The organism is Burkholderia sp. B21-005 (genome assembly GCF_020843965.1).
Taxonomy (GTDB): domain Bacteria; phylum Pseudomonadota; class Gammaproteobacteria; order Burkholderiales; family Burkholderiaceae; genus Burkholderia; species Burkholderia ambifaria.
Genome location: NZ_CP086301.1, coordinates 951,311 through 974,499, shown reverse-complemented (window position 1 = coordinate 974,499; position 23,189 = coordinate 951,311). Strand labels below are relative to the sequence as shown.

At 66.4% G+C, this 23,189-nt stretch carries 23 protein-coding genes and 5 tRNA genes; 14 read left to right on the top strand and 14 right to left on the bottom strand.

Annotated features, from left to right (window positions below; all coding sequences use genetic code 11):
• Positions 1-105: 105 nt before the first annotated feature.
• Entirely contained in the window at positions 106-669 is a 564-nt protein-coding gene (gene greB / locus LMA02_RS04535) for a transcription elongation factor GreB (RefSeq protein ID WP_228907086.1), read from the bottom strand.
• A 130-nt stretch (positions 670-799) separates the two neighbouring features.
• On the opposite strand from greB, the gene LMA02_RS04530 reads away from it, so the two are divergent.
• The 3 genes from LMA02_RS04530 to LMA02_RS04520 all read left to right on the top strand — a co-directional run bounded on the left by LMA02_RS04530 (position 800) and on the right by LMA02_RS04520 (position 1,158).
• Positions 800-876, top strand: a tRNA-Arg gene (locus tag LMA02_RS04530).
• Between the two features lie 67 nt (positions 877-943).
• Positions 944-1,020, top strand: a tRNA-Arg gene (locus LMA02_RS04525).
• A 61-nt stretch (positions 1,021-1,081) separates the two neighbouring features.
• Positions 1,082-1,158: transfer RNA gene (locus tag LMA02_RS04520), tRNA-Arg, on the top strand.
• Between the two features lie 188 nt (positions 1,159-1,346).
• Here LMA02_RS04520 and LMA02_RS04515 read toward each other — a convergent pair.
• The 4 genes from LMA02_RS04515 to LMA02_RS04500 form a co-directional block, all read right to left on the bottom strand.
• Entirely contained in the window at positions 1,347-3,713 is a 2,367-nt protein-coding gene (locus LMA02_RS04515) for a RelA/SpoT family protein (RefSeq protein WP_228907085.1), read from the bottom strand.
• Positions 3,714-3,776: 63 nt separating this feature from the next.
• Positions 3,777-3,980: a DNA-directed RNA polymerase subunit omega gene (gene rpoZ / locus LMA02_RS04510; protein ID WP_006750851.1), complete on the bottom strand. Its 204-nt coding sequence runs from the start codon at positions 3,978-3,980 to the stop codon at positions 3,777-3,779.
• A gap of 58 nt (positions 3,981-4,038) precedes the next feature.
• Positions 4,039-4,722: a guanylate kinase gene (gmk, locus tag LMA02_RS04505; RefSeq protein WP_006750850.1), complete on the bottom strand. Its 684-nt coding sequence runs from the start codon at positions 4,720-4,722 to the stop codon at positions 4,039-4,041.
• An 87-nt stretch (positions 4,723-4,809) separates the two neighbouring features.
• Positions 4,810-5,733, bottom strand: coding sequence for a YicC/YloC family endoribonuclease (locus LMA02_RS04500; RefSeq protein WP_011656223.1), 924 nt, complete (start codon positions 5,731-5,733; stop codon positions 4,810-4,812).
• A gap of 174 nt (positions 5,734-5,907) precedes the next feature.
• Here LMA02_RS04500 and rph point away from each other — a divergent pair, with 174 nt between their 5' ends.
• The 9 genes from rph to LMA02_RS04455 all read left to right on the top strand — a co-directional run bounded on the left by rph (position 5,908) and on the right by LMA02_RS04455 (position 12,246).
• Complete coding sequence (gene rph / locus LMA02_RS04495; RefSeq protein WP_006756186.1) at positions 5,908-6,648, top strand: ribonuclease PH; 741 nt, start codon at positions 5,908-5,910, stop codon at positions 6,646-6,648.
• The gene (rdgB, locus tag LMA02_RS04490) at positions 6,641-7,270 is read left to right on the top strand and encodes an RdgB/HAM1 family non-canonical purine NTP pyrophosphatase (protein WP_228907084.1); all 630 of its coding nucleotides are present in this window, start codon (positions 6,641-6,643) and stop codon (positions 7,268-7,270) included. Before rph ends, rdgB begins: the two co-directional genes overlap by 8 nt.
• Positions 7,271-7,304: 34 nt before the next feature.
• Complete coding sequence (gene hemW, locus LMA02_RS04485; protein ID WP_126227324.1) at positions 7,305-8,519, top strand: radical SAM family heme chaperone HemW; 1,215 nt, start codon at positions 7,305-7,307, stop codon at positions 8,517-8,519.
• A gap of 42 nt (positions 8,520-8,561) precedes the next feature.
• A tRNA-Ser gene (locus LMA02_RS04480) sits at positions 8,562-8,649 on the top strand.
• A gap of 151 nt (positions 8,650-8,800) precedes the next feature.
• A complete protein-coding gene (locus LMA02_RS04475; protein WP_228907083.1) occupies positions 8,801-9,202 on the top strand; it encodes a hypothetical protein in 402 nt (133 codons plus the stop codon).
• A gap of 157 nt (positions 9,203-9,359) precedes the next feature.
• Positions 9,360-9,653: a hypothetical protein gene (locus LMA02_RS04470; RefSeq protein ID WP_166725314.1), complete on the top strand. Its 294-nt coding sequence runs from the start codon at positions 9,360-9,362 to the stop codon at positions 9,651-9,653.
• Positions 9,654-9,862: 209 nt separating this feature from the next.
• Positions 9,863-10,354, top strand: a complete 492-nt coding sequence (locus tag LMA02_RS04465) for an energy transducer TonB family protein (RefSeq protein ID WP_228907082.1) — start codon at positions 9,863-9,865, stop codon at positions 10,352-10,354.
• Positions 10,355-10,651: 297 nt separating this feature from the next.
• Entirely contained in the window at positions 10,652-11,962 is a 1,311-nt protein-coding gene (locus tag LMA02_RS04460; protein WP_228907081.1) for an MFS transporter, read from the top strand.
• 104 nt (positions 11,963-12,066) lie between these two features.
• Positions 12,067-12,246, top strand: a complete 180-nt coding sequence (locus LMA02_RS04455) for a hypothetical protein (protein ID WP_228907080.1) — start codon at positions 12,067-12,069, stop codon at positions 12,244-12,246.
• A gap of 49 nt (positions 12,247-12,295) precedes the next feature.
• On the opposite strand, the gene waaC is transcribed toward LMA02_RS04455, so the two are convergent.
• Positions 12,296-13,294 carry a lipopolysaccharide heptosyltransferase I gene (gene waaC / locus LMA02_RS04450; RefSeq protein WP_228907079.1) on the bottom strand — a complete coding sequence of 333 codons (999 nt, stop codon included), beginning with the start codon at positions 13,292-13,294 and terminating at the stop codon, positions 12,296-12,298.
• A 170-nt stretch (positions 13,295-13,464) separates the two neighbouring features.
• Between waaC and LMA02_RS04445 the strand changes: the two genes are divergently transcribed.
• The gene (locus LMA02_RS04445) at positions 13,465-15,012 is read left to right on the top strand and encodes a chloride channel protein (protein ID WP_228907078.1); all 1,548 of its coding nucleotides are present in this window, start codon (positions 13,465-13,467) and stop codon (positions 15,010-15,012) included.
• A gap of 116 nt (positions 15,013-15,128) precedes the next feature.
• Here LMA02_RS04445 and LMA02_RS04440 read toward each other — a convergent pair whose 3' ends face one another.
• The 5 genes from LMA02_RS04440 to LMA02_RS04420 form a co-directional block, all read right to left on the bottom strand.
• Complete coding sequence (locus LMA02_RS04440) at positions 15,129-15,530, bottom strand: YXWGXW repeat-containing protein (protein ID WP_228907077.1); 402 nt, start codon at positions 15,528-15,530, stop codon at positions 15,129-15,131.
• Positions 15,531-15,689: 159 nt separating this feature from the next.
• Positions 15,690-15,944, bottom strand: coding sequence for a cell division topological specificity factor MinE (gene minE / locus LMA02_RS04435; protein WP_006750836.1), 255 nt, complete (start codon positions 15,942-15,944; stop codon positions 15,690-15,692).
• Between the two features lie 12 nt (positions 15,945-15,956).
• Positions 15,957-16,772, bottom strand: coding sequence for a septum site-determining protein MinD (gene minD, locus LMA02_RS04430; RefSeq protein WP_011656212.1), 816 nt, complete (start codon positions 16,770-16,772; stop codon positions 15,957-15,959).
• 59 nt (positions 16,773-16,831) lie between these two features.
• Positions 16,832-17,605 (bottom strand): septum site-determining protein MinC, encoded by a 774-nt coding sequence (minC, locus tag LMA02_RS04425; RefSeq protein WP_228907076.1) that lies wholly within the window; start codon positions 17,603-17,605, stop codon positions 16,832-16,834.
• Between the two features lie 157 nt (positions 17,606-17,762).
• Positions 17,763-18,416: a GNAT family N-acetyltransferase gene (locus tag LMA02_RS04420; protein WP_228907606.1), complete on the bottom strand. Its 654-nt coding sequence runs from the start codon at positions 18,414-18,416 to the stop codon at positions 17,763-17,765.
• A 539-nt stretch (positions 18,417-18,955) separates the two neighbouring features.
• Between LMA02_RS04420 and LMA02_RS04415 the strand changes: the two genes are divergently transcribed.
• Positions 18,956-20,116: an alkane 1-monooxygenase gene (locus LMA02_RS04415; protein ID WP_228907075.1), complete on the top strand. Its 1,161-nt coding sequence runs from the start codon at positions 18,956-18,958 to the stop codon at positions 20,114-20,116.
• A 33-nt stretch (positions 20,117-20,149) separates the two neighbouring features.
• Here LMA02_RS04415 and LMA02_RS04410 read toward each other — a convergent pair whose 3' ends face one another.
• The 3 genes from LMA02_RS04410 to LMA02_RS04400 form a co-directional block, all read right to left on the bottom strand.
• Positions 20,150-21,685 (bottom strand): methyl-accepting chemotaxis protein, encoded by a 1,536-nt coding sequence (locus LMA02_RS04410; protein ID WP_228907074.1) that lies wholly within the window; start codon positions 21,683-21,685, stop codon positions 20,150-20,152.
• 213 nt (positions 21,686-21,898) lie between these two features.
• The gene (locus tag LMA02_RS04405; protein ID WP_228907073.1) at positions 21,899-22,846 is read right to left on the bottom strand and encodes a phosphatase PAP2 family protein; all 948 of its coding nucleotides are present in this window, start codon (positions 22,844-22,846) and stop codon (positions 21,899-21,901) included.
• A 144-nt stretch (positions 22,847-22,990) separates the two neighbouring features.
• Positions 22,991-23,081, bottom strand: a tRNA-Ser gene (locus LMA02_RS04400).
• Positions 23,082-23,189: the final 108 nt, after the last annotated feature.

The window sequence follows — 23,189 nt, the reverse complement described above, 5'->3', positions numbered from 1 at the left end:
ATACGATGGGCCCCGGCCGTTCGACCGGGACCGTCATGACGAAGCGCCCCGCCCGGGGCGCTTGTTCGTTTCAGCGCGGCGTGGCGCGGATGCGTCGCTTCATGCTCACACGTTGCCCGCTGCCGGATAGCGAACGTCGAGCACGTCGATCGGCTGCGGACCGGCCGGCGTCATCAGCGTGACGGTATCGCCGATCTTCGCCTTGATGAGCGCCCGCGCGACCGGCGAGATCCAGCTGACGCAACCGCGATCGAGATCGACCTCGTCGATCCCGACGATCGTGATGGTGTGATCCTCGCCGTCCGGCGTCGCATAATCGACGGTCGCGCCGAAGAACACCTGGTCGACGTTCTCCTGCCGGCTCGCGTCGACGACTTCGGCGAGATCGAGCCGCTTCGTCAGGAAGCGGATCCGGCGGTCGATCTCGCGCAGCCGCCGCTTGCCGTAGATGTAATCGCCGTTCTCCGACCGGTCGCCGTTCGACGCGGCCCACGACACGAGGCGCACGACCTCGGGACGCTCGACGTCGATCAGGTTCAGGAGCTCGTCCCTGAGCCGCTTGTGGCCGGCCGGCGTGATGTAGTTCTTCGTGCCCGCCGGGATCGCGGGTTGACTCGGGTCGAGATCGTCGTCGTCACCGTCCGACTCTTTGACAAACGCCTTGTTCATGATGCGGATTCAAAACCTGGATGATCGATGCTTCAAGGGTACACGAAGGCGGCCGCACAATATCGTGCGACATATTTTGCGGATAAGGCTTCCCTTTTTATACGACTCTGCTATACTTCCGCTTCTGCGTGCGGCTGTAGCTCAGTTGGATAGAGTACTTGGCTACGAACCAAGGGGTCGTGGGTTCGAATCCTGCCAGCCGCGCCACCTTTTTCGAGGGCCTTCCGAACCGAAGGCCCTTTCAGTTCAAAGTAGTAGTATTTTGTTTTTGCGTGCGGCTGTAGCTCAGTTGGATAGAGTACTTGGCTACGAACCAAGGGGTCGTGGGTTCGAATCCTGCCAGCCGCGCCACCTTTTTGGGGGCCTTCCCATCGCAGAAGGTTCCGACAGTTGAAGTAGTACCGCTTTGCGTGCGGCTGTAGCTCAGTTGGATAGAGTACTTGGCTACGAACCAAGGGGTCGTGGGTTCGAATCCTGCCAGCCGCGCCACCTTAGAAGGGCCTTCCTCCGGGAAGGCCCTTTTTTCTTTGCCACTCCCCTCCACGCTTCTTCGCGGCGATCGTCGCTCCCGCTCGACTCGAGCCGGGCCGCCACCGCACCACGCCGCCCGGCCCGCGTCACCAATGAAAACGGCGGCCCGTGGCCGCCGTCGTATCCCGCTCAGGCAACGCGTCGCGTCAGTAATCCTGTCGTTCGCGCTCGATGCGCATGCCGCCGTCGTGACGCGCATGCACGCTGTCGTCGGTCGAGCGCTCGCGCATGATCCGCATCACGTCCGGATTGGTCCGCACGCGCCGCATCACGTTCGCCAGGTGCACGCGATCGCTGACCTGGATCACGAAGCGCAGCACCGTCGATTCGTGCGTCAGATCCTCGTCCATAGCGATGTGGACGATGTTCGCGTCGGCCGACGTGATGTCCGCCGCCACGCGCGCGAAGATGCCCTTCGTGTTCTTCACGAGCGCCTTCACCGCGACGTCGAACAAACGACCCGGCTGCGGCGCCCACTCGACGTCGATCCAGCGGCCCGGATCGCGGCGATGGATGCGCTGCGCGACACGGCAATCGGTCGTATGAATCGCCATCCCGAGGCCGATGCCGATATAGCCCATGATCGCATCGCCCGGAATCGGCCGGCAGCATGCCGACAGCTGCACGGACATCCCTTCGGTGCCGGTAATGACGACCGGCGGCGCATTGTGCGCGGGATGCCGCTCGGACTTCGGCAGATCGTCGTCCGCATCGCGACCGCTCGTCAGCACCTCGATGCGCTTGGCCATCACCGCGGCGACGCGGCGGCCGAGGCCGATGTCCGCGAAGATTTCCTGGCGGCTCTTGTTGCCCGTCCACTGCACGAGCTTCTCCCACACTTCCGGCGCCACGTCGGCCAGCGCAAGCCCGTAACCCTTGAGGCTTTGATCGACGAGCCGCTCGCCGAGTTGCACCGACTCGTTCAGGCGCATCGTCTTCAGGTAGTGGCGAATCGCCGAGCGTGCCTTGCCGGTACGCACGAAACCGAGCCACGCGGGGTTCGGCTTCGAATACGGCGCGGTGATCACCTCGACGATGTCGCCGCTCTTCAGCTCGGTACGCAGCGGCAGCAACTCGTTGTTGATCTTCACGGCCACGCACTGGTTGCCGAGATCGCTGTGGATCGAATACGCGAAATCGAGCGCCGTCGCGCCGCGCGGCAGCGCCATGATCCTCGACTTCGGCGTGAACACGTAGACCGCATCCGGGAACAGGTCGATCTTCACGTGCTCGAGGAATTCGCTCGAATCGCCGGCTTCGCTCTGGATGTCGAGCAGCGACTTCAGCCACTGGTGCGCGCGCTTCTGCACGTCGTTCAGATCGGCGCCGCCGTTCTTGTACAGCCAGTGCGCGGCCACGCCGGCCTCGGCGATCTCGTGCATCTTGCGCGTGCGCACCTGGAACTCGATCGGCGCGCCGAACGGGCCGACGAGCGTCGTGTGCAGCGACTGATAGCCGTTGATCTTCGGGATCGCGATGTAGTCCTTGAACTTGCCGGGCACGGGCTTGTACAGCGCGTGCAGCGCGCCGATGCACGTGTAGCAGTCGAGCGGGCTATCGACCACGACGCGAAAGCCGTACACGTCGAGCACCTGCGAGAACGACAGCTGCTTGTCGCGCATCTTGCGGTAGATGCTGTAGATCGTCTTTTCGCGGCCGGTGATCTCGGCGTCGATCTTCGCGTCGCTCATCGCGCGCTGCGCGGACTCGAGGATCTTGCTGATCACTTCGCGGCGGTTGCCGCGCGCGGCCTTCACGGCCTTCTCGAGCGTCGCGTAGCGATGCGGGTTGAAATTCGCGAAGCTCATGTCCTGCAGCTCGCGATACGTATTGTTCAACCCGAGACGGTGCGCGATCGGCGCATAGATGTCGAGCGTCTCGCGTGCGACGCGGCGGCGCTTTTCCATCGGCACCGCGCCGAGCGTGCGCATGTTGTGCAGACGGTCGGCGAGCTTGACGAGGATGACGCGCACGTCGCGTGCCATCGCGAGCAGCATCTTGCGGAAGTTTTCCGCCTGCGCTTCCTCGCGGCTGCGAAACTCCATCTTGTCGAGCTTCGACAGGCCGTCGACCAGTTCGGCGACCTTCGGGCCGAAGCGTTCGGCCAGCTCGCTCTTGGTCACGCCCTGGTCTTCCATCACGTCGTGCAGGAGCGCGGCCATCACGGCTTGCGCGTCGAGCTTCCAGCCGGCGCAGATTTCCGCGACGGCGACGGGATGAGTGATGTAGGGTTCGCCGCTCTGGCGATATTGACCGAGGTGGGCTTCGTCACTGAAGTGGAACGCCGCCTTGACCTCTTTGATTTCTTCCGGAGGGAGATACTCGGCAAGCACGGCCGTCAGTTTCGCGATCGAAACGACGCCGTGCTTGCGCGGCTGCTCCGGAGTGGCGGTCGGCCCGAACAGATGCCGGAAGGACTGTTCGAGGACCGCGTCGATGTACTGGCGCGCAGGCGACCGGGCCGTGGCTTCGGTGGTCGAATCCGCGGAGGCGGACGATGGGGTGGTGCTCATATTCGCCTCCAGGTCGAGTCGTTGCGCGCGTGGATTACATGGCTGGAACGGGCCGGATGCGCGTTACACCGGCACCTTCTTCAACATCTCGACGCCGACGAGACCGGAAGCGATCTCGCGCAGCGCGACGACGGTCGGCTTGTCGCGGCTCTCGATCTTCGGCGTATGGCCTTGCGCGAGCTGCCGCGCGCGGTAGGTGGCGGCGAGCGCCAGTTCGAAGCGGTTGGGGATTTGCTTCAGGCAGTCTTCGACAGTAATGCGAGCCATGTTGGTAATTCCTTCTGAATATAGTCCTTATTCTACCTTATGTCCCTCTACCCTCGCGTCATTCCGCGTGGGGCAGATGGATGCCGAGCTCGATGAACAGCTCCGTGTGTCGCGCGTACTGCGAAGCAAAGCGCAGGCGCGTTGCCGTGACGATGCATTCGAGCTCGGCCAGCGCACGATCGAAATTCTCGTTGATCACGACGTATTCCGCCTCGGATGCGTGCGCCATCTCGCTGCCCGCGGCGAGCAGGCGTCGCGTGATCACGTTCGGCTCGTCCTGACCGCGCTTCTTCAGGCGCTCCTCGAGCGCATCGAGCGACGGCGGCAGAATGAAGATGCCGACCGCGTTGCGGAACTGCTTCTTCACCTGCTGCGCGCCCTGCCAGTCGATCTCGAGCAGCACGTCGTGGCCGTTCATCATCTGCTCTTCGATCCAGACGCGCGACGTGCCGTAGTAGTTGCCGTGCACTTCCGCGCTCTCGAGGAATTCGTGCGCGGCGTGGCGCGCGCGGAAATCCTCGACGGTCGTGAAGTGGTAGTGCTGGCCGTCCTGCTCGCCCGGGCGCGGCTTGCGCGTCGTGTACGAAATCGACAGGCAGATGTCGCTGTCCTTCGACAGCAGCGCGTTCACGAGCGTCGACTTGCCGGCGCCCGACGGTGCGATGACCATGAACAGGTTGCCGGGATAGACGCCGCCGTGCAGCGCATGCGACGCGTGGCCGTCGCGGGTGAATTCGGTCATGTCAGCCTCCGCCGTGCCGCCCCAATAAGATTCCCCGCCCCTTCAAGGGGCAGCGAACGTAGTGAGCATGGGGGTTGTTTCATCTCTTTACTCCAGGTTTTGCACTTGCTCGCGCATCTGCTCGATCAACAGCTTGAGCGCCATCGATGCGTCGGCCAGTTCCTTCGCCGCCGCCTTCGAGCCGAGCGTGTTTGCTTCGCGATTCAGTTCCTGCATCATGAAGTCGAGACGCTTGCCGACGCGGCCGCCCTTCTCGATCACGTGACGCGTTTCGTTCAGGTGCGCGGTGAGTCGCGACAGCTCTTCCGCGATGTCGATCCGGATGCCGTACATCGTCACTTCCTGACGAATGCGTTCCGCCGCTTCCTCGCGCGTGACGATCGCCGCGCTGCCTTCGGGCGCCGCGAGGCCGAGCGCTTCCTGCAGCCGCTCGACGATCTTCTGCTGATGCTTCGCGATCAGCTCCGGCACGAGCGGCGTGATGCGCGCGACGATCGCTTCCATTTCGGTGACGTTCGACAGCAGCATCGTCGCCAGCTGCGCGCCTTCACGCGAACGCACGACGACGAGTTCACCGATCGCTTCCTTGCCGCACGCGAGCACCGCCTCGCGGATCGCATCCGCCGACACGCCGCTTTCGGCGAGCACGCCGGGCCAGCGCAGGATCTCGCCCGCGCGCAGGCGGCCGACACCCGGGAACGCGTCGAGCACCGAGCGCTCGAGCTCGGCGAGCTGGCCGAGCGCCGACTGGTTCAGCGCGCCCGCGCCGATGCTCTGCTCGCCGCGCTGCAGGTTGATGCGCACGTCGACCTTGCCGCGCGACAGCTTGTTCATCAGCATTTCGCGCAGCGCGGATTCGCACGCGCGCACGTCGTCCGGCATGCGGAAATTCAGGTCGAGGAAGCGCGAGTTCACGGTGCGCAGTTCGACCGACACGCTGGTGCCGCCGTTGCCGGTGGCCGTCGCGAGTTCGCGCGTCGCGCTCGCATAGCCCGTCATGCTGTAGATCATGGTTCGTCTCGCCGTCTGGGTGCCCTTGCGGGCGGGAATATGTCGAGGCGCCCGGCGCATAGCAAGGCGCGGGGCGGGAAGCGCGCATTATCCCATTTTTGCGCCCCTCCCCGCCGGGCGCCGCTGCCGTTCGGCGCTAAAATCGGGGTTTCCTCTTCCGTCCACGATTCCCTCATGACGTCTTCCCTGTCCCGCCCGAGCGGCCGTCGCGCCGACGAACTGCGCAAGGTCGCCCTCACGCGCCACTACACGAAACACGCCGAAGGCTCGGTTCTGGTCGAATTCGGCGACACCAAGGTGATCTGCACTGCGAGCGTCGCCGAACGCGTGCCCGAATTCCTGCGCGATCGCGGCCAGGGCTGGCTGACGGCCGAATACGGGATGCTGCCGCGTGCGACGCACACGCGCAGCGACCGTGAGGCCGCACGCGGCAAGCAGACGGGCCGTACGCAGGAAATTCAGCGCCTGATCGGCCGCGCGCTGCGCGCGGTGTTCGATCTCGAGGCGCTCGGCCCGCGCACGATCCACATCGACTGCGACGTGATCCAGGCCGACGGCGGCACGCGCACGGCGAGCATTACCGGCGCCTTCGTCGCCGCGCACGACGCCGTGTCGAAGCTGATCGCGGCCGGCAAGCTCGCGCGCTCGCCGATCACCGATCATGTCGCCGCGATCTCGGTCGGCGTGTACGAAGGCGTGCCGTTGCTCGACCTCGACTACGCGGAAGATTCGCGCTGCGACACCGACATGAACGTCGTGATGACGGGCGCCGGCGGCTTCGTCGAAGTCCAGGGCACCGCCGAAGGTGTGCCGTTCTCGCGCGCCGAGATGAATGCGCTGCTCGACCTCGCGCAAAGCGGGATCGGCCAGCTCGTGCAGTTGCAGAAGGACGTGCTGGGCGCCGGCCATGTCTGACGATCGCCCCCTCGCGCCGTTCTCGCGCATCGTGCTCGCGTCGAACAACGCCGGCAAGCTGCGCGAATTCACCGCGCTGTTCTCGACGGTCGGCATCGAGATCGTGCCGCAGGGCGATCTGGCCGTGCCCGAGGCGGACGAGCCGTTCGGCACGTTCATCGAGAATGCGCTGACGAAAGCGCGGCATGCGTCGCGGCTCACCGGCCTGCCGGCGATCGCCGACGATTCCGGCCTGTGCGTGCGCGCCCTGCGCGGCGCACCGGGCGTCTATTCGGCGCGCTACGCGCAGCGCGCGGGTCGCGACCCGGGCGACGCGGCGAACAATGCGTACCTCGTCGAGCAGCTGCGCGGCGTCGACGACCGGCGCGCATACTATTGCTGCGTGCTTGCACTGGTGCGCCACGCGGACGATCCCGAACCGCTGTTCGCCGAAGGTCGCTGGGTGGGCGAGATCGTCGACACGCCGCGCGGCGAGCACGGATTCGGCTACGACCCGTATTTCCACCTGCCGTCGCTCGGCGCGACGGCGGCCGAACTCGAGCCGGCCGTGAAGAACACGCACAGCCATCGCGCGCTCGCGCTGAAGGCGCTGCTCGCGCGGCTCGCAGAGGAACCCGCATGATCGTCTTCGTCACGCATTCGCAGCCGGAGGCCGCATGAGCCAGGCGGCGGAAACCGGCGCGCGCGTCGTCGCGACGTTCACGTCGCCCGGGCAGGTGCGGCTCACGTCGCTGCCGCCGCTCGCGCTGTACGTGCATTTTCCGTGGTGCGTGCGCAAGTGCCCGTACTGCGATTTCAACTCGCACGAGTGGAAAGGCGAGCGCTTTCCGGAAGCCGAATATCTCGACGCGCTGCGTGCCGATCTCGAGCAGGCGCTGCCGCTCGTCTGGGGCCGGCAGGTGCATACGGTGTTCATCGGCGGCGGCACGCCGAGCCTGCTGTCCGCAGGCGGGCTCGACCGGCTGCTGTCCGACGTGCGCGCGCTGCTGCCGCTCGATGCGGACGCCGAGATCACGCTCGAGGCGAATCCGGGCACGTTCGAGGCCGCGAAGTTCGCGCAGTTTCGCGCGAGCGGCGTGAACCGCCTGTCGGTCGGCATCCAGAGCTTCAACGAAGGCCATCTGAAAGCGCTCGGCCGCATTCACGACACCGCGCAGGCACGCGCGGCCGTCGAGATCGCCGCGAAGACGTTCGACAACTTCAACCTCGACCTGATGTTCGCGCTGCCGAACCAGACGCTCGACGAATGCCGGACCGACATCGAGACCGCGCTGTCGTTCGCGCCGCCGCATCTGTCGCTGTATCACCTGACGCTCGAGCCGAACACGATGTTCGCGAAGTTTCCGCCCGCGGTGCCCGACGACGACGCGTCGGCCGACATGCAGGAATGGATTCACGAACGCACGGCCGAGGCCGGTTACGGTCGCTACGAAGTGTCCGCGTACGCGAAGCCGAATCATCAGTGCAAGCACAACCTGAACTACTGGCGCTTCGGCGACTATCTCGGGATCGGCGCGGGCGCGCACACGAAGCTGTCGTTCCCGAACCGGATCCTGCGGCAGGCGCGCTACAAGCATCCGGCGACCTTCATCGAACAGGCGATGGCCGGCACACCGGTGCAGGAAGAGCGTGAAGTCGGCCCGCGCGACCTGCCGTTCGAGTTCATGCTGAACACGCTGCGGCTCGTCGAGGGCTTTCCCGTGCACAGCTTCGTCGAACGCACCGGCCTGCCGATCAGCACGATCGAGCCGGCACTCAAGGAAGCGGAGCGGCGCGGGCTGATCACGCGCGACTTCGCGCAGATCGCGCCGACGCCGCTCGGCCAGCGTTTCCTCAACGACCTGCAGGAATTGTTCCTGCGCGACGACTGAAGCGGAACGCGGCGGCATTTCGGTTACAATGCCGCCTCGTGTGGAAGCGTGGCCGAGCGGTTTAAGGCACCGGTCTTGAAAACCGGCGACGGGAAACTGTCCGTGAGTTCGAATCTCACCGCTTCCGCCAAGCGTTCACCAAACCCCGTCTATTCTTCGAATGACGGGGTTTTTGTTTGTGCGCCGCGCGCCGCACGCGGTGCCCGCCCCGCGTGCCGACGCGTCCCGCCTGATGCCGTTACAATCCGGCGCTCCGATTCGCGAAACGGGAAACCCACGTCATGAAGCCCTTCATCGCCTCGTCGCTCGTCGCCCTGCTGGCCGCTGTCAGCACGCACGCAGCTGCCGCCGATTCCGCCTCCGGCGCCGACGCGCAAACGCCGTCGTGCGCGATCGCGTACGTGAAGGGCGTCGGCGGCTCGCCGCGCGGCCTGCGCGAATATCTCGCGAGCCCGACGCCGTACAACTACCTGAAGGAAAACGAGATCCAGTGCAAGGTGTCGGATGACGGGCGCGCGTCGAACTGCACCGGCGTGACGTATATCCGCAATGAGCAGGTCAGCGTGTACGACGATTCCGACCCGGCGACGCTGACGGTCGTCGCGACGGTGGAACTCGATCATGGTCAGAAGTATCCGGTGATCCTCGTCGTGCAGCGCAAGGACGCGCGCTGCGCGCGCTAACGCGCGACCCGGCACGCTCGACGTCGCCGCAGGCCATGCGCACAAGCCTCACGGGCCGCGCCGCCATCGCCTAGAATTCGATCAGCACGGCGACACGACCGCCGCCGCGACTCGAGGCCGCCCGCGCCATCCGTGCGAGCGGCACACGGAGACCGCCATGACCGAACTGTCGACAGCGACGGATCACGTCGATTACGAAGGCTTCGAGATCCACGTCGTGCCGGGCCTCGCCCCCGGCAGCGACACGCGTTATACCTACACCGGCTATGTCTGCCATCCTGGCGTGAATCCCGCGCTGCCCGATCATGCGGTGCCCTTCCACGCGGACGGCGAGGAAAGCTACGCGAGCGTCGACGAAGCGGTTCGGGAAGCCGTGCACATCGGCAAGAGCATCATCGACGGCACGCATCCGGACCTGTCCGTTCTGTCGCTCGTGACGCACGGCTACTGAGCCGGGCCCGCCGCATTCATCGCCGCCGCTGCGCGCGACTCGCGTGCGCGCAACGTCACATGTCACGTCACATCGCGACACCGGCGGGCCGCCGCTCGCCATCATCTGCGAATCGCTACGTCGCGGCGCGCGCCTTATGCGTTTCTCCCGATAACACGTCGTGCATGGGCGTCTATCATTTTTTTATCGTCACCCTCCGGCACTTCCCCATGCCATCTCTTCCCTGCCCTCGCGTCGACCGGCCGCGCGTTGTCGCGCTGGTCGCCGCCACGATGCTTGCCGCCTGCACGATCACGCCGCCGCCGTCGGTGCACTCGGTCGTGACCATCCCGTCGATCACGCGTAGCGGGAATCTCGCCCAATACCGCGTGGAAGTCGCGCGGTGCGTCGCCGAGCACAATCCGTCCAGCGTGTCGCGCGGGACGCCGCAGGCGATGCTGCGCTCGCTCGTCGTCGTCGCGTTCACCGTCGATCGCAGCGGCCGCCTCGTCAACGCCTCCGTCTATCGCAGCAACGGCGACAGCGAAGCGGAAGCGCTCGCGCTCGCGTCGCTGCGCCGCTCGGCCCCGCTGCCGGCACCGCCGTCGAAACTGCTGGACGGCAATGGTCGGATCGAGATGATGGAAGGCTGGCTGTTCAACGACGACGGCCGCTTCCAGTTGCAAAGCACCGCGTCGGCGCAGGCGCAATCGCTCGACTGAGCCCGCGCCCGTCCGTGATTGCCGCTATGTCGCGGCGCTGGCTATAATTTTCCGCAATCGCGCGGCCATCCTCCCGCGCGCGCGTTCGTACGCCGCACCCGGCATGCGAGCCGACCATGCCGGCACCGTGCGGCGGCGACCTATCCGTCTCCATCGTCGACCGGCGGGTGACGTCCGCGCCACGGCGCGCGCGTCCACACCGCTACCGCATCATCCGCTCGGCGGCTCTCCCGGCAGGCGCCCGCCTGCCCGAGCGCACGCCCAGCCGACCGCCCCAACGACAAAACGGAGACATCCATGTCCGCATCTCCCCCGGCCGTTGCACACGCAACCGGTTCGGCCGGCGCCGTCAGCCACCGGCGCATCGTGTTCGCGAGCTTCATCGGCACCGCGATCGAGTTCTACGACTTCTACGTGTACGCGACCGCCGCGGCGCTCGTCATCGGCCCCGTGTTCTTTCCGCATGGCTCCGCGACCGCACAGGCGCTGTCTGCCTTCGTCACGTTCGGCATCGCGTTCATCGCACGGCCGATCGGCTCGTTCCTGTTCGGCCACTTCGGCGACCGCATCGGCCGCAAATCGACGCTCGTCGCGTCGCTGCTCGTCATGGGTGTGTCCACCACCGCGATCGGCTTCGTGCCCGGCTACGACACGATCGGCGCGCTCGCGCCGGTGCTGCTGTGTGTGCTGCGCTTCGGTCAGGGGATCGGCCTCGGCGGCGAATGGGGCGGCGCGGCGCTGCTCGCAACCGAGCACGCGCCGCAAGGCAAGCGCGGCTGGTTCGGGATGTTCCCGCAGCTTGGCCCGTCGGTCGGCTTCCTGATGTCGAACGGGCTGTTCTTCGCGCTCGCGCTGTCGCTGTCCGACGAACAGTTCCGCAGCTGGGGCTGGCGCATCCCGTTCCTCGTCAGCGCGGTGCTCGTCGCGCTCGGCCTGTACGTGCGGCTGAAGATCACCGAGACGCCGGCGTTCCAGGCCACGCTCGATCGCAACGAGCGCGTGCGCGTGCCGGTCGCGACGCTCGTCTCGCAACACTGGCGGCCGACGCTGCTCGGCGCGCTCGCGATGGTGGTCTGCTACACGCTGTTCTATATCTCGACGGTGTTCTCGCTGTCGTACGGCGTGTCGACGCTGCATATTCCGCGCCAGAGCTTCCTCGGCCTGCTGTGCTTCGCGGTGGTGTTCATGGGGCTCGCGACGCCGCTGTCGGCATGGGCGTCGGATCGCTTCGGGCGCAAGCCGGTGCTGGCCGTCGGCGCGATCGCCGCGCTGCTGTCCGGCTTCGCGATGGAACCGCTGCTCGGCAGCGGTTCGATGCCGCTCGTCGCCCTGTTCCTCACGCTCGAGCTCTTTCTGATGGGTGTGACGTTCGCGCCGATGGGCGCGCTGCTCCCCGAGCTGTTCCCGACCAACGTCCGCTATACGGGCGCGGGCGTCGCGTACAACCTCGGCGGGATCCTCGGCGCGTCGATCGCGCCGTACATCGCGCAACTGCTCGCCGCGCATGGCGGCCTGTCGTGGGTCGGCGGGTACGTATCGGTCGCGGCGGCAATCAGCCTGATCGGCGTGCTGCTGATGCGCGAAACCCGCGACGCATCGCTCGTCTGAGCCTCCGGGGCGCACCGGGTTGTGCGGCGGGCGGCGCTGCCTATACTCGACCGTGGGTGCGCCGCTGCGCGCCCACGGGATCCCTCCCCGAAGGAGCCGACGCGATGAACATCCGCCTCGACAACGCCGACCTCCTCCTGATCCTGGCGCTCGCGCTGGGTGGCGCGCTGCTGCTCGCGGCGCGCTTCCGGCCGAAAACCTGGCGCGGACTGCTGTTCGACGCGCTGCTCGCCAACCTGGCGGCCATCGCCGCGGTGGTCGCGTTCGAAGCGCTGCTCGCCTGAACCGGCCGGCTTCGCTTCCGCGCGGCCGGTGCAGGCGAATCGCGGGGCCCTAGGCCGTCAGCTGCGCTTGCCGTGCGGCATAGGCCGGGCCGACCGTATCGATCGCATCGAGTGCCTGCGCAACCGACGGCGGCGCCCCCGGCTCGCCGATCGACAGGGCATTCGGTGCACCGCCGATCCCGCAATGGTGGCGCGACGTCGCGACGAAAATCATCACGGTCGGCCGCTGCAGCGCGTGCGCCATGTGCACGAACCCCGTATCGACCCCCACCACGATTGCGGCCCGGCCGATGGCCGCGCCGAGTTCGCGCACCGACATCGCCGGCAGCACGATCGCGCCCGGCGCGCGCGCGGCAATGTCCTGCGCGTCGTCATGCTCGGCGGGCGACCCCCACGGCAACAGCACGCGCACGCCGCGCGCCATCATCCGGGTAGCCAGCGCGGCCCAGTGGTCGGCCGGCCATTTCTTGTCCGGATTGGAAGTCGCGTGAAACAGCAGCACGAACGGCGCGCCGTCGGTCACGGCGGGCGGCAGGCTCGCATCCTGCGGCGGGACGATTCCATACGTGGCGATGCCTTCGGGTACATAGCCCAGCGCCTCGCCGGCGCTCACGCGCATCCCGTGCCATGCGTCGCAGTCCGGCCTGGGGCCGAAGCGATGCGAATACGCAAAACGGGCGCCCGTCTCGCCGAGATCCTGCGTCTGGTAGCCGACGCGGCGCGCGGCGCGCGCGAGTACCGAAATGATCGCGCTCTTGTAGACGCCGTGCAGATCGATGACCGCATCGTAGCGATGCGCGCGCAGCGCGCCGATCGACGCGGAGATCGCCTTCAGGTCGCCGCCGTTGCGCAGCTTCTTGAACCGCCGCAGCGGCGCGCCAAGCACATTGCTCACGCCCGGGTGCCAGCGCACGACCTCCGCGCACGATTCGTCGACGGCCCAGTCGACCGCCACGCCCGGAAAGGCGCGATGGAGATCCGCGACGACGGGCAGCGTCTGGACGACGTCGCCGAGCGACGTCACTTTCACGATGAGGATGCGTTTCACGTTCTTTGTGGGATATATCGGACCATTGCGCCATGCTAACGACGCTAGGAGGGTACAAACATTACACCGACATTACATTTGCAACAAAATGCATCGTTTTTGTGAAGGTTTGTCGAGTCCTGCATCCGGTTCTTTTTATAATGCATTTTTGCCCCTCCGGCACGCCGCCGATGCAACGCTCCACCCTTCCCACTCTGTTTCCCGCCCTCACCCGCCGCTCGCTGCGGATCTGGCGCCAATACGGTGTATTTTGGCTCGGCGCGATCGCCGTGGGCCTCGCGGCCGTGCTGTACGCGCGGCTGATCGACTGGGGCTACGACACGTTCCGCACGCTGCGCGAGCACGCCGCATGGCTGCCGCTGTTGCTCACGCCGTCGATCGCCGCAGCATCCGTGTGGATGACGCGCCGCTTCTTTCGCGGCGCGGAAGGCAGCGGGATCCCGCAGGTCATCGCGACGCTGCATGCGAGCCCGGGCACGTTCGGCGCGCGGTTGCTCACGCTGCGGATCCTGTTCGGCAAGGTCCTGATCTCGTTCCTGGGGATCCTCGGCGGCTTCACGATCGGCCGCGAAGGCCCGACCGTGCAGGTCGGCGCGGCGCTGATGTTCAACCTGCGGCGCTTCTACCCGCGCTCGAACGCGCAAATCGAGCGGCAACTCGTGCTCGCCGGCGCGGCGGCCGGCCTGTCGGCCGCGTTCAATACGCCGCTCGCCGGGATCGTGTTCGCGATCGAGGAACTGACCCGCAGCTTCTCCGCGCGCGCAAGCGGCGTGCTGATCACCGCGATCATCCTCGCCGGTGTCGTCGCATTGGGCCTGAACGGCAATTACACGTACTTCGGCACGATCGACGCCGGCCAGCATTTCCCGAAAATGCTCGCCGTCGCCGTGCTCGTCACCGCGCTCGTGACCGGCGTCGCGGGCGGCCTCTTCAGCTGGCTGCTGCTCAATACCGGGCGCTGGCTGCCCGCGCGCCTGCTCAGCCTGTATCGCGAGCGCCCGATCGCGTTCGCGGCGGTGTGCGGCTTCGTGATCGCCGTCGTCGGCATCGTGTCGGGCGGGACGACGTTCGGCAGCGGCTATGCCGAGGCACGCGGCCTGCTCGACGGCCACGAACAGCTGTCGGTGTTCTATCCGTTCCTGAAGATGGTGTCGATGGTTGCGTCGTACCTGCCGGGCATCCCGGGCGGGATCTTCGCGCCGTCGCTGTCGATCGGCGCCGGGTTCGGCAACGTGCTGCACATCGTGTTCAGCCACATGAGCCTGCCGATGCTGATCGCGCTGGCGATGGTCGGCTACCTCGCGGCGGTCACGCAATCGCCGATCACGTCGTTCGTGATCGTGATGGAGATGATCAACGGCCACGCGCTCGTGATTTCGCTGATGGCGACCGCGCTGGTGTCGAGCCGCATGGCGCGCTTCTTCGCGCCGCCGCTCTACGAAACGCTCGCGCAGCGCTACCTCGCGCCGCCCGCGGCAGCCGTTGAACCGGCCCGCGCAGCGGCGCCGGCGGCGGCAACCGGCGTCACCGAGCCGCAGGACGCGGCCGCAGCGCCCGCCGATCCGCTCGACACGCTGCGCGAAGGGGATGGTCGCAAGCCGGGCGCCCCGGCGGCCGACAACGGCGCCACGCACACGCCGGCGACGCCGCATGACGGCGACCGGCCTGCATCCGGCGCGAACGGCCGGGCGCAACCGGGCCCGGGCGACGCTCAGTAGATCACCACCGGCGCCGGCCGATAGTAGACAGGCCGGGCCGGCACGACGATACAGCCGGCGAGCGTGATCGCGACGAGCGCGATGACAATGGCGGTTCGTTTCATCGCACGCCTCCGTCAAGCCCAGTGGCCGCGGGTCCAGAACCAGTTCGGGCCGCGCTGATCCCAGTGGCCCGGCACCCAGTGCATGCCGATACGCTCGGCTTCCCAGTGGCCGCCGATCCACACGTAGCGACCATGATCCCAGTGCCAGTGACCGCGCTCCCACACATAGCCGACGCGCGCGTCGGGCACGACCTCGTAGCGCACGGCCGGCGGCGCGTTCGGCGCGACGACGACGATTTCCTGGGCGGGCACGGCCACCGGTTCGGCGACGACCATCCGGCCCGATTGCACCAACACCGGCGCGCCGACGAGAATCTCGTCCGCGCGTGCAGCGAGCGGCGCGGCGACGGCTGACAGGCCCGCGGCGAACAGCGCGAGCGAAACGATACGACATTGAACAGCAGAGACAGCCATCACAACCTCCTGATTGATAAATAACGCGAGCGTATTCGTTCAATGCGGGAGGTCGACCAACGGCCGACAGACACCGTGTTACGGCGAGCCCGAAAGTGCAACAGGGCGTAAGACGCGCACGGCGGCATGCGCCGCCGTGCGGAGAGAGACCGGCAAAAGTCAGGCTTGCGGGATCTCGATCTTCACTTCGAGGACTTCGAGATCGTCCTGGCGCTCGAGGCTCACGCGGATGTCATCGTTCGAAATACGGACGTACTTCGAGATGACCGCGACCAGCTCCTTCTGCAGCGCCGGCAGGTAATCGGCCGGCGGCCGGCCGCCGACCCGCTCGTGCGCGATGATGAGCTGCAGGCGCTCCTTCGCGACCGATGCGGACTTCTTCTTCTCACCGAGGAGAAACGAAAGGATGGACATGGGCGGCCTCCGTTACTTGCTGCCGAAGAGGCGCTGCAGCAGGCCCGGCTTCTGGTAATCGGTGAAGCGCAGCGGCTTGTCCTCGCCGAGGAAGCGAGCGACGACGTCCTTGTACGCTTCCGCTACGTCGGTGCCGTCGATATGCACGGCCGGCAGACCCTGGTTCGATGCGTGCAGCACGGCTTCCGATTCGGGCACCACGCCGATCAGCTTGATGCGCAGGATCTCGCTGATGTCCTCGAGCGACAGCATCTCGCCTTCGCTCACGCGCTTCGGGCTGTAACGCGTGATCAGCAGGTGCTCCTTGATCGGATCCTTGCCTTCGGTCGCGCGCTTCGTCTTCGACGACAGGATGCCGAGAATGCGGTCCGAATCGCGCACCGACGACACTTCCGGGTTCGTGACGATCAGCGCTTCGTCGGCGAAGTACATCGCATGCAGCGCGCCGGCTTCGATCCCGGCCGGCGAATCGCAGACGATGAAGTCGAAGTCCATCGCGACCAGGTCGTTCAGCACCTTCTCGACGCCGTCGCGCGTGAGCGCATCCTTGTCGCGCGTCTGCGACGCCGGCAGGATGTGCAGGTTCTCGCACTTCTTGTCCTTGATCAACGCCTGGTTCAGGTTCGCTTCGCCCTGGATCACGTTGACGAGGTCGTACACCACGCGCCGCTCGCAGCCCATGATGAGATCGAGGTTGCGCAGGCCAACGTCGAAGTCGATCACGGCCGTCTTGTGGCCCCGCAGCGCGAGGCCGGACGCGAAGCTCGCGCTGGTCGTCGTCTTGCCCACGCCGCCCTTGCCCGAAGTCACCACGATGATTTTTGCCATTTACCCAATACCCTGTGTTCGTCAATGAGAGCCGATCGATCCGGCGTGCGCCGCGTGAATTACGTCAGGCGCAGCGGTTCGATCATCAGTTTTTCCTCTTCGAGCCGGATCTGCACCGCTTTGCCCAGTATGTCGGCGGGCAACGGGTTCTCGGTCGTTCGATAGATACCCGCGATTGAAATCAGTTCCGGTTCGAGACACGTGCAGAAAATGCGCGCGTCGTGATTGCCGTGCACGCCCGCGAGTGCGCGGCCGCGCAACGGCGCGTAGATGTGGATGTTGCCTTCCGCGATGATCTCGGCGCCGTGACTGACCGGCGCAAGCACCACGAGGTCCCCTTTCGCGTAAATCTGCTGCCCCGAACGCAGCGGCCGATCGATCACCAGCGTCTGGCCGCCCGCCGGAATCGACGTCGGCGCAGGCTCCGGCGCCGGTTCGGCTGCCACGGCAGCCGCAACGGCCTCGGCAACGACAGGCGCAGGCTCCGCTTCGTCGGCCGGCTTCCCGGCCGACACGCGGCGATCGCGCGCCTCCAGCAACGGCAGGCCTGCTTCCCCCGCCCAGCCCTGCGTGGCCAGCGCGACGACGCCCACCGGGCGCATCCGCACGTCGTTCAGCATCTGGCGGATGTCGGCGAGCGCGACGCGTTCGCCGTCCGCGAGGCGGCGGACGTCGATCGCGACGACATCATCGGCGAAAAATTCGGGAGTCGCTTCGAAGCGCTTGACCAGTTCGGTACGCAACGCATCGAGATCGGTCGTCTTCACGGTGAACAGCAACGTATCGACCGATCCGCTGCGCAGCTCGAAGAATGGCGATTTTTTAAGCGACATGGACACTCTGCAAAAAATTTTTGCGTATTTTACAGGCGTCCACGCGTGCAGCCATCATTTTTGGGAAACCGGGTCGCGGCGAACGCGCGACCAGCAGGCGGGCAGTGGGACGGGCGACCGGGGCTTCATTGCGCCGTGCGGCCCGCGCGTTCATGCGTCAGGGTGTGTTGAAGTGCGACACGAACAACGACTTCATCGCGCCGGGCATGCGCGCGATTGGTGCATGCTCGCCCGTGTTGCCGAAACCCGCGCGTTCGTAGAAACGGATTGCGTTGCGGTTCGCATCGGCGATCCATGCATAGACGTCCTGCGCACCGCGTTCGGCCAGCCACGCGGTGGCCGTTTCCAGCAACAGCACGCCGCCGCGCAGATGGCGGACCGCGTGCGCGACCCACAGCTCGCTGACGAACGCGCGCCGCTCGGGCGTATTGTCGAAATACGCGCCGATCATGCCGGCCGGATGGCCTTCGGTGTACAGCAGGAAAGTCGTCGACTCGTCGGACGTGGCGCGCAGCGCGGCGATGGCCGCCGCCGCGTCGGCATCGACGTTCAGCAATTCGGCCTCCGGCGCTTCGCCGGGCGCGTAGGGCTCACGCAGTGACGCGGCGCGGAGTTCGCGATACACACGGCCCTGGTCGGCAGCGATACGACGAACGGTCAAGGTCGAACTCATGCAGGCACAGCCCCCTTCGGACAGCAAGCTACTAGCTTCAACCGAAAGCGGGGCATGAGTCAAATCGTTATTTTCAAATGACAGCGCGGATCGAAAGGCAACGGATGCCGCGCACGCGCGGGTGTGCAGATGCAGCATCGGCGCGCCGATGCGCAGCGGCGCATGGCAACCGAATCGCAAGGTCGGACATGTCGCCCCGCTCGCCTTGTCATGTATGGCATTTCGCGCGGCGAACATCCGGCATTTCATCGCCGCGGCCGTAATCGTTCGTAACATATGTACGGAAAAGAGCTGCGCCACCGCACGTCGTTGAGCCGTACTTATTGCATTGCAACATTCGTTGCGAAGCTCACCGCCGGCGGCACGCGAGCGTCACAACACCCATTCCTCTGACGAGACCTCGGCCGCACGGGTGGATCGGGCCTGCGGGGGCTGTTTCAATCACCCCCGTGCCGGCCCTTCCCGACGCGCGGCATGCACGGCTCGCCGTTTGGAGTTCCATGCCTAGCGCCGGGGTTTGGAAAGCGTGCGCGACGGTCGTATAACTGGCACAGCCGGGCCACCGATCCGGTGCCGCGCGCCGTGTCGCGGACCAACGACGATTCGAACGACGATAAACGTGCAGGTCCGGCCGTCGCGCCCGCGAGCGCAGAGCCGGCCCCGAAAGGAGGGAGACAATGGCAATGACCGACGAATCGGCCTCGGGCTGGTCGGATGGCAAACGTTATCTGTGGCTGCTCGGTGCGCTGACGATCACGCTGCCGATCCTCTCGGCCCAGCTTGCGTTGTCGACGGGCCTTCACGTGTTCTGGTGGTTCGGCCCGTTGTTCGCGTTCGGTGTGATTCCGATCCTCGACACGCTGATCGGCGACGATCGCGACAATCCGCCCGAAGCCGTCGTCCCGCACCTCGAACGGGCACGCTACTACCGCTACATCGTCTATCTCGCGACGCTGGTCGAATACGTTGCGTTCTTCATGTGCGTGTGGATCGTCGGCACGCATGCGCTCGCGTGGTACGACTACGTCGGCTTCGCGCTGTCGCTCGGCGCCGCGACGGGCATCTCGATCAACACCGCGCACGAACTCGGGCACAAGACCAGCCACTTCGAACGCTGGCTCGCGAAAGTCACGCTCGCGCCGGTTGCGTACGGGCACTTCTTCGTCGAGCACAACCGCGGCCATCACGTGCGCGTCGCGACGGCCGAGGACCCGGCGAGCGCGCGCTACGGCGAATCGTTCTGGGCCTTCCTGCCGCGCACGGTGACGGGCAGCATCCGCTCGGCCTGGCGGCTCGAAAAGGCGCGCCTCGAGCGGCTCGGGCATTCGCCGTGGACCTGGCGCAACGAGGTTCTGCATGCGTGGGCGATGACCGTCGTCGTGTGGGGCATCGCGATCGCGATGGCCGGCAAGGTCGTGATCCCGTTCCTCGTGATCCAGGCCGTGTACGGCGCGTCGCTGCTCGAAGTCGTCAACTACGTCGAGCACTACGGGCTCGGCCGCCGCAAGCTGCCGAGCGGCCGCTACGAACGCTGCGCGCCGCAGCATTCGTGGAACAGCAATCACGTCGTCACCAACCTGTTCCTGTACCAATTGCAGCGGCACGCCGACCATCACGCGAACCCGACGCGCTCGTACCAGGCGCTGCGCCACTTCGACGACTCGCCGCAACTGCCGGCCGGCTACGCGACGATGATCCTGTTCGCCTATGTGCCGCCGCTCTGGTATCGCGTGATGAATCCGCGTGTCGTCGCGCACTACGGCGGCAACATGGCGCAATCGAACATCAAGCCGTCGATCCGCGCTCGCGTGCTCGCGCAGTATTCGGCCACGGCGTGATGCCAGGCGGTGCGGTCGCGATCGGCGATATCGTCACGCGGCTTGCGGCAGCCTGAACACGGCGACCGCGTGCCGCAGCGCGCTCGCCTGCTCGGCCAGCGCCTGCGTTGCGGCCGACGCCTGTTCGACCAGCGCCGCGTTGCGCTGCGTCGCTTCATCCATCTGCGTGACCGCGACGTTCACCTGCTGGATGCCGCCGCTCTGCTCCTGCGATGCGGACGAGATCTCGCCGACGATCGTCGTGACCCGCTGCACCGCGCCGACGATCTCGTGGATCGATTCGCCCGCGCGGCCGATCAGCACGGCGCCCTCGTCGACCCGCCGCGTCGATTGCTCGATGAGCGCCTTGATCTCCTTCGCGGCGGCCGCACTGCGCTGCGCGAGCGTGCGCACCTCCGACGCGACGACCGCAAAGCCGCGCCCCTGCTCGCCCGCCCGCGCCGCCTCGACGGCCGCGTTCAGCGCGAGGATGTTAGTCTGGAATGCGATGCTGTCGATGACCGCGATGATCTCGCCAACCTTCGCCGAACTGGCGGCAATCCCGCTCATCGTGTCGACGGCGTCCGTCATCACACTGCCGCCCGCGGACGCAATGTCCGATGCGTCCTGTGCCAGTTGCGCCGCGTGCTGCGCATACCCGGCCGACTGGCGCACGATATCCGTCAGTTCGGTCATGCTGGCGGCGGTTTCCTCGAGCGACGCGGCTTGCGCCTCGGTGCGCGACGACAGGTCGTGATTGCCCGATGCGATCTGCGCACTCGCGGTCGCGACGGCTTCGGCATGCGTACGCACCTCGAGCACGACACCCGACAGGCTCGCCTGCATCGTCCGCAACGCACGCAGCAGATCGGCGATCTCGTCGCGGCCCGCCGCGTCGACGTCGCGCGTCAGGTCGCCGCCGGCCACCGCCTGCGCGCAGGCGACCGCGCGATCGAGCGGCCGCAGGATCGCGCGGCTGAACAGGAACGCCCCGATCATCGCGATGCCGAGCACGATCAGCATCAGCACGACGCTTGCCGTGGTCGCGTGGCGCGCGTCGCGACTTGTTTGCGCCGACACGTCGGCGCTCTCGTCGGCGATCGTCTTCGCCGCGCGCTCGAGCAGCTCGGCGGGTGCCCGGTCGACGCCCGCCACGGCCGCGTCACCGGCAGTTGGCTCGAAACCCGCGGCCTTGAATGCGTCGAACCCGCGCCGGTAGCCGTCGCCCATCGCCGTATGCGCGCGCATGAACTGCTCGACGAGCGTGCGGCTCTCGCCGGGCGGCAACTGGTTGACGAGTTGCGCGGCGAGCGTGTCGACCGTGCGCTCGCGCGTCTGGAATGCCTGCCAGTACTTGTCGAGCTTGTCGGGCTGCTTGCCGCGCAGCAGCGTGTCCTTCCATTCCTGGACCTGCAGCTTGAACTGCACGAGCGTCGCCGACACGAGCCGCTCGTTGGCGACATGCGTCTGCACGTCGTTCACGAACGTATCGATCGACCGATTGAGGATGCGGATACCGTACAGCGCACCGCAGAACATCAGCAGCAGCGCAATGGCGAATGCGAGGGGAATCTTGTAGCTCAGCTTCATGGGACCTTGAATCGACGGGGAGCGGCGACGGCGCGGAAGGCGCTTGCCACCGCTCACTGTTAACGGCGCGCGGAGCCAAGGCTGAAGCAGGAAAGCGGCGGCGGGTATCCCGGGGGGCGGCCGCGAGGAAGACGGCGATCCGGCAAAGGTGGGGACCGGGGGTTGCCGGCAGGCGCGTGCCGGCCGGGGTGTCGCGACTCGGGTGTCGCGCGATCAGGTCGGACTTGCCGCGCGCGGTCCGGCCGTCTCGGTCGTGCGCCGGCCGGCCATCCAGCGACGCACCGCGACGATCGACAGCACACCGCACACGAGCCCGGCAATCACGTCAGCCAGGTAGTGACCGCCCTGCGTCGGCGTCGATGCGATCATCACCGCATTCAGCACGACCGCGGCCGGAAACACGTAGCGGACATGCCGCACCGCATACGCGAACAGCAGCGCCAGCATCACATGGAACGACGGCAACGACACGAGCCCCTGCGATTCGGCCAGGTTCAATCGATGGAATTGCCCGCTGCGCAGCAGGTCGTAGTGTGTCACCGTCGATGCGGTGCCCGGGTCGGTGATGCCGAAATGGATGAATGCACTGGCAGCCGGGAACGGCGTGGAGACGAGCACGACCACGATCACCGCAAACATGAACTGCGCGACGAACTCGGCAAGATCGTCGACGCGGCGGGCCGCCGCCAGGATGAACGGCACAGCAATCAGTTGCGGCATGCCGCTGCGATACGCGAGATCGAGCACACGGTGCAGGCCCGTTTGCGCCATCACCCATCGGTACAGGTCCGGCCAATGGAAACCAAGCATCGCATCGAAGCGAACGAGATGGTTTTCGACCGGCGGCGGGGCGAGCGCCACGCAGAGATAATCGAGCACGGCGAAGGCCGCGCTGAGCGTTGCGAGCAGCGCCACGCTCAGTAGCGCGAATGCAAATTCGCGACAGCGCAGCATTCGCGTGATGTCGCGATAGCGGCGTACGCAGGACAAGGCTGCAAGGAACCCGCTTGCCGCGAACCCGATTGCGACGCTCTTCGCGAGCTCGACGACGCTGTCGGGATTCACGACCCAATCCGCGTGCGTGACACACACGCCGGCCGCGAGCGCCGCCAGCAATACAGCTCCCGTCAGCCTTCCCCAGATCCCCGTGCTCGCTCTCATTGTGGCTTTTATGGTTCAACGTGTGTCGGCCGGCCCATGCGCCTGCGCGCTATCGTACACCGGCATCGACGCAGCCTCGCTCATGACCGGGCGACCCAAAACGAAAAACCCCGTGATCCTTTCGGATCACGGGGCTTCGTATTTTGGCGGAGAGGGTGGGATTCGAACCCACGGTACGGGGAAACCGTACGCCTGATTTCGAGTCAGGTACATTCGACCACTCTGCCACCTCTCCTTCCTTGCTACATCTCACGGCTGGTCGTTTCCGCGAGAAAAAGATTATAAGACGATCGATTCCTGGCTGACAAGCCCTTTCTGCAAATTTTTTGCGAGGGGTTTGAAG